7 protein-coding genes are annotated in these 5,724 nt (G+C 66.6%); 2 read left to right on the top strand and 5 right to left on the bottom strand.

The annotated features are described in order from the left end of the window. Positions 1 to 39: 39 nt before the first annotated feature. The 3 genes from ACFQ50_RS24240 to fdxA all read right to left on the bottom strand — a co-directional run bounded on the left by ACFQ50_RS24240 (position 40) and on the right by fdxA (position 3,129). The gene (locus tag ACFQ50_RS24240) at positions 40 to 1,341 is read right to left on the bottom strand and encodes a citrate synthase (RefSeq protein WP_377998183.1); all 1,302 of its coding nucleotides are present in this window, start codon (positions 1,339 to 1,341) and stop codon (positions 40 to 42) included. A 309-nt stretch (positions 1,342 to 1,650) separates the two neighbouring features. Further along, complete coding sequence (gene dapC, locus ACFQ50_RS24235) at positions 1,651 to 2,790, bottom strand: succinyldiaminopimelate transaminase (protein ID WP_377998182.1); 1,140 nt, start codon at positions 2,788 to 2,790, stop codon at positions 1,651 to 1,653. Positions 2,791 to 2,802: 12 nt separating this feature from the next. After that, positions 2,803 to 3,129 (bottom strand): ferredoxin, encoded by a 327-nt coding sequence (gene fdxA, locus ACFQ50_RS24230; protein WP_026265673.1) that lies wholly within the window; start codon positions 3,127 to 3,129, stop codon positions 2,803 to 2,805. 155 nt (positions 3,130 to 3,284) lie between these two features. On the opposite strand from fdxA, the gene ACFQ50_RS24225 reads away from it, so the two are divergent. Next, positions 3,285 to 3,527: a hypothetical protein gene (locus ACFQ50_RS24225; protein ID WP_377998181.1), complete on the top strand. Its 243-nt coding sequence runs from the start codon at positions 3,285 to 3,287 to the stop codon at positions 3,525 to 3,527. Here the strand turns inward: ACFQ50_RS24225 and ACFQ50_RS24220 are convergent. Next, positions 3,513 to 4,826, bottom strand: a complete 1,314-nt coding sequence (locus tag ACFQ50_RS24220) for an MFS transporter (protein WP_377998180.1) — start codon at positions 4,824 to 4,826, stop codon at positions 3,513 to 3,515. The two genes, ACFQ50_RS24225 and ACFQ50_RS24220, sit on opposite strands and share 15 nt — an antisense overlap. A gap of 62 nt (positions 4,827 to 4,888) precedes the next feature. On the opposite strand from ACFQ50_RS24220, the gene ACFQ50_RS24215 reads away from it, so the two are divergent. Then, the gene (locus tag ACFQ50_RS24215) at positions 4,889 to 5,398 is read left to right on the top strand and encodes a helix-turn-helix domain-containing protein (protein ID WP_377998179.1); all 510 of its coding nucleotides are present in this window, start codon (positions 4,889 to 4,891) and stop codon (positions 5,396 to 5,398) included. Positions 5,399 to 5,412: 14 nt separating this feature from the next. On the opposite strand, the gene ACFQ50_RS24210 is transcribed toward ACFQ50_RS24215, so the two are convergent. Then, a partial coding sequence (locus tag ACFQ50_RS24210) for a hypothetical protein (protein WP_377998178.1) occupies positions 5,413 to 5,724 on the bottom strand: 312 nt, incomplete at its 5' end.

Genomic DNA, 5,724 nt, shown 5'->3' with positions numbered 1-5,724 from the left:
GCCGGAATGGTGGGCGGCCGCCGTCGTACTCCGCTAATTTCAGCGGGCGGGGTACTGCCGCTCGGGCTCGCCGATGTACAGCTGCCGCGGACGGCCGATCTTGGTGTTGGGATCGCTGATCATTTCGCGCCACTGGGCAATCCAGCCCGGCAGGCGGCCGATGGCGAACAGCACGGTGAACATCTTCTCCGGGAAGCCCATGGCCTTGTAGATCAGGCCGGTGTAGAAGTCCACGTTCGGGTACAGCTTGCGCTGGATGAAGTAGTCGTCGCCGAGGGCCTTCTCCTCCAGCCTCATGGCGATGTCCAGGAGTTCGTCGTGGCCGCCGAGCTTGCTGAGGACCTCGTGTGCCGTTGCCTTGATGATCTTGGCGCGGGGGTCGTAGTTCTTGTAAACCCGGTGGCCGAAGCCCATCAGGCGGACGCCGTCTTCCTTGTTCTTGACCTTCTCCATGTAGTCCTCGGGCTTGATGCCGTCGGCCTGGATCTGGCGGAGCATCTTCAGGACGGCCTCGTTGGCGCCGCCGTGGGCGGGGCCGAACAGGGCGTTGATGCCTGCGGACACGGATGCGAAGAGGTTGGCGTTGGAGGAGCCCACCAGGCGCACCGTGGAGGTGGAGCAGTTCTGTTCGTGGTCCGCGTGCAGGATGAGGAGCAGGTCCAGTGCCTTGACCACTACCGGGTCCAGCTCGTACTGCTCGGCCGGCAGGCCGAAGCTCAGGCGCAGGAAGTTCTCCACGAGGTTCATGGAGTTGTCCGGGTACAGCATCGGCTGACCGATCGACTTCTTGTGCGCGTAGGCCGCGATGACCGGCAGCTTTGCCATCAGGCGGATGGTGGAAACTTCCACCTGCTCGTCGTTGAACGGGTCCAGCGAGTCCTGGTAGAAGGTAGACAGCGCGGACACCGCCGAGGACAGCACGGGCATCGGGTGCGCGTCGCGGGGGAAACCGCCGAAGAAGCCCTTGAGCTCTTCGTGCAGCAGGGTGTGGCGGCGGATCTTCTGGTCGAATTCGTCCAGTTCGGCCGGGGTGGGGAGGTTGCCGTAGATCAGCAGGTACGAGACCTCCAGGAAGCTGGAGTGCTGGGCAAGCTGCTCGATCGGGTAACCGCGGTACCGCAGGATGCCTGCGTCGCCGTCGATGTAGGTGATGGCCGACGTCGTTGCGGCGGTGTTCATGAAGCCGGGGTCGAAGGTAACGGCGCCGGTCTGCTTCAGTAGCTTGGAAACGTCGTAGCCTTCGTTTCCCTCAACAACCTTGATGCGCGGGAGCTCGAGCTCTCCGCCCGCATGGCGCAGGATCGCACTGGTGGTCTCAGTTGCGCTGGTGGTCTCAGTCATGGAGTCCCCTTCATGAGGCCTCTTGGCCTCCCTAGAAAGCTTGATCCAACATCAGGTGAGCCGCGCGGGATCCCGCACGGCGGGACGTCCAACGGCCGTGCCGCCTTCTTGTAGAAAGCCACCATTGATAGTCAGTTAAAAACTACCGCCAGTTGCGGGCTGCCACTAATCCGGGAGCGCCGAATTATCCCAAAAACGGGCCGGTTGTGGCGCGAGTCACACCATTGTTACGGCGTCCGGACCGTCAAAAGTCGCCCATCCGGGGTCTCGGCTCCAAAGACGGCGCCGGCCCGGGCGCCGGTAACCCGCCTAAGCCAGGCGGGCCACCGCGGCGTCGATCCGTTCATCGGTTCCGGTGAGGGCCACGCGCACATAGCCGTGCCCCGCGTCGCCATAGAACACGCCAGGGCCCACCACGATCCCCCGCTCCGCGAGGCGTGCCACGGTGTCCCAGGTGGCTTCGCCCGCAGTGCACCACAGATAGAGGCCGGCGGCGGACTCGTGCAGCGTCAGGCCGAAGGACTCCAGCGCCGGCAGGAGCCGCTCCCGGCGTCCGCGGTACAGGTCCTTCTGCGCCAGAACGTGCGCGTCGTCGCCCAGGGCAACGCGCATGGCTTCCTGCACCGGGTACGGCACGATCATGCCGGCGTGCTTGCGGCTGTTGACGAGGTTGGCCATCAGGGCCGCGTCCCCGGCGACGAAGGCCGCCCGGTAGCCGGCCAGGTTGGACTGCTTGCTCAGCGAGTACACGGCGAGGAGTCCGTCGTGGGAGGCGCCAGCGACGCGCGGATCGAGGATGCTCGGAACAGCTTGCCCGCCGCGCTGCAGGTCCCACTCCCCCCAGCCAAGTTCGGCGTAGCACTCGTCGGAGGCCACGAGCGCGCCAATTTCGCGGGCCTGGTCAACGATCTTCTTCAACGAGGCTGCGTCCCGGACGCTGCCGGTGGGGTTGCCCGGGGAGTTGACCCAAACCAGGCGGACCTTGGCCCGGGTGGCCGGGTCCAGGTCGTCCAGGTCATCGGCCGCCACCGCCGTGGCCCCGGCGAACGTGGCCCCGATGTCATAGGTGGGGTATGCGACCGTGGGGCGGACGACGACGTCGCCCGGCTTGAGGCCCAGCAGGAAAGGCAGCCACGCCACGAGTTCCTTGGAACCCACGGTCGGCATCACAGCGAGGGGATCGAGCCCCTCCACACCGCGGCGGCGGGCAAACCACCCGGCGATGGCTTCCCGGAGCGCGGGCGTGCCATGGACGGTGGGGTAACCGGGGGCATCCGCGGCAGCCTTCAGCGCATCCTGGATGACCGGCGGTGTGGGGTCCACGGGGGTGCCGATGGAAAGGTTGACCGCGCCGCCCGGGTGTTCAGCCGCTTTGGCGAGGTAGGGCGCCATCGCTTCCCACGGGTAGTCGGGCAGGCTTAGGCCGAAACTGCGCACAGCTGTAGTCACGAAGGGGTCCGCCTAGTGGTCCTGGTTCTGCGGCGGGAGCGCTGCAATCATCGGGTGGTCCTTGCCGGTGTTGCCCACCTTGGCGGCGCCGCCCGGGGAGCCGAGGTCGTCAAAGAACTCGACATTCGCCTTGTAGTAGTCGGCCCATTCCTCGGGGGTGTCGTCCTCGTAGTAAATGGCCTCCACCGGGCAGACGGGCTCGCAGGCACCGCAGTCGACGCACTCATCGGGATGGATATAGAGGGAGCGTTCGCCTTCGTAGATGCAATCGACGGGGCACTCCTCAATGCATGCCTTGTCCTTAACATCTACACACGGCTGCGCGATTACGTACGTCACGTCCCTTGCCTCTCCACGTTGGTTCCCGGCGACTGGCCGGTTGCTGCATCCGGCCTGCATGCCGGGCTGTCCACTTCAGAGCCTATTATCTCCCAGGCCGGTCCCGCGAACGAAGCGGGGCGCGTCACACTCCGGACAGGTCTTACGATGGACCGGTGAGTTTGACAACACCAACGCCCCGGGAGTTCCTGGCCACGGCCCCGGCCGGAACACGCGTGGTGGTGCGCTACAGGATCGACGGCGGTTTTACGGACGCGCTGGGAGACCTCCTTGAGTGCGGCCAAAGTGAGTGCACCGTACGGACGCGGAGTTCCGACGTCGGCATTCCCCTTGACCTGGTGGTGGCCGCCAAACAGGTGCCGCCGGCACCTCCGCGGCGCGGTTCACGGCGACCCTAACGCCCTGTCCTCGAACACCTCGTCCGCCTGCACCTCGTCCGGAAGCGTGCGCATCCTTCGCAGCGGAGAGAACAGGACCGGGGCGGTGGCCAGGAGGCTGCCGGCCGCTCCGATCAGCATGGTGGGGACCAGGCCAAGGTGCTCGCCCAGGTATCCGGAGGCCAGGGCAGCCAGTGGCATCACGCCCCACACGGCAAACCGGATGGATGCGTTCATGCGGCCGAGCAGCCGCGGCGGGCAGACCCGCTGGCGCATGGTGAGCTGCATGATGTTGTACACCAGGACGCTGAAGCCAAACCCGACCTCCGAGACCAGCAGCAGGGCCAGCGAGACCCCTGGTTCGGAAATGACCGCTGCGAACGGCACCAGCAGCAAAAAGACCGAACTGGTCACCGCGCACGCGGGAATCACCGTGCCCTCGCCGATCCAGGCGGCGAGCCGCGGGGCTGCGACTGCGCCCAGCAGCCCGCCTGCGGCGCCCACCGTCATGATCAGGCCCATGCCCTGCGGTCCCAGCCCGAGGCTTCGCAGCACCAGCAGAGGCATCATCGTAAAGATCAGCATGCCCGAGAAGTTCATTCCGCCGGTGCAGGCCGCGATGCGGCTGATGAGCGGATGCCGGACAACAAAGGTGAGGCCTTCCCGTATTTCGACGGGAAGGGGGCGCCGTGCGGCCGCCGAAACACGCGCCTCCGAGTCGCGGGTCCGCGCAAGGAACACCGCGGAGAGCAGGTAACCCGCGGCCTCGCCCACGAAAAGCACCGGCGCCGACACGACCGCCAGCAGCGCACCGCCGGCGGCGGGTCCGCCGATGCGCGCCAACTGGGCCGTCGCTTCAAGCTTTGAGTTGGCTTCCCGCACCCGCGGGGACGCCACGAGCACCGGCACGTAGCTCTGGTAGGCGACGTCGAAGAACACCGTGGCCGTCCCCACGATCCCTGCGACCAGGTAGAGATGCCACATTTCCAGGCCGCCGCTCCACCAGAGGATCGGCACCGCGGCCATGGCGCCCATCCGCAGCAGGTCGGCGGAGATCATGGTCCTCCGCTTCAGCCAGCGGTCCACCCAGGCCCCGGCCGGCAGACCGACCGCCAGGAACGCCGCAAGGCCTGCGGCGTTCAGCACCCCCACCTCGAATTCCGAGGCGTGAAGCAAGGTCACGGCCAGCACCGGGAACGCCAGCTGGCCCAGCTGCGCGCCGAACTGCCCCAGGGCCTGCCCGGTCCAAAAAGTCGCGAAGTTGCGGTCCCGCCAGAGCGGGCCTGCCGCTGGCTCCGCGGCAGTGGGTTCGGCAGTCACGGCTTTAGTTTCGGTGAGCAATTGGCATATGTCAATCACTTATTGCTCGTTAGAATGCGTCTATGAACCACCCACCGGAGGGCGACGAAGCAGACCTGGTGGCCAAGGGGCGCGCGCTGAGTTCACCGCTGCGGCTGAGGATTCTTCGGCTGTGCCTGCACCAGTCGCGGACCAACAAGGAAATCGCAGAGCTGCTCGGCCTCAATCCCGCCTCCAGCCTCCACCACGTCCGGACCCTGGTGCGGACCGGGTTCCTGCTGGCGGAGGATCGCCGTAAGGGCCGGCGGGGCGCTACGGAGGTGCCGTACATCGCCAGCCGCAAGTCGTGGACCACGCCGCTGGACAACGTCTCGCCGATCCTCATCGAGACGTTCCTTCAGGAGATCCGGGACCTTCCGCCTGAGGACATCGAGGTGTGGCGGCTTGGCGTGAAGTTTAACGCCACACGGCGGGAGGAAATGCTCGGCAAGCTCCGCGCCGTCGTCGAGGAATATATGGCATTACCCGCAGACGACGACGGCGAGGCCACCTCACTCATGATTGCCCACCACCGGGACCCGACGGCGGACTAGCGGCGGCACGTCCGCTACCGGCGGTACCGCCGGCACCAGGCCAGCATTCCGACGGTAACCACCACAATCCCGTAGACCCAGATGCTCCCGGCCAGGTCCCCCGCGATCAGCCGCTTGCCGGACTCCATTCCGGACCACCACCCGGCCAGGGCGTAACAGAACACGCCGCACACCGCCGTCGGAATAATCGTCCGGAACGCCGCCCCGAGAAACAGCTGGAGCGACGCCAGCAGCAGCAGGGCCGCGACAGCACCCAGCGGCAGCGCAGCACCGACGGCCGCGACCTCCTGGCGGTGCAGCGCGGTCCCGGCGAAGGCAGCAAAAAG

The sequence above is a fragment of the Arthrobacter sp. NPDC056493 genome, from assembly GCF_042795115.1.
Taxonomy (GTDB): Bacteria; Actinomycetota; Actinomycetes; order Actinomycetales; family Micrococcaceae; genus Arthrobacter.
Note: the sequence above shows the minus strand (reverse complement) of the source record. Positions and strands in the feature narration are given on the sequence as shown.

What these genes read in the sequence shown, in the direction of transcription:
- ACFQ50_RS24215 (WP_377998179.1), top strand. Translation starts at nt 4,889, where the DNA reads ATGAACCACCCACCGGAGGGCGACGAAGCAGACCTGGTGGCCAAGGGG.
- ACFQ50_RS24240 (WP_377998183.1), bottom strand. Translation starts at nt 1,341, where the DNA reads ATGACTGAGACCACCAGCGCAACTGAGACCACCAGTGCGATCCTGCGC.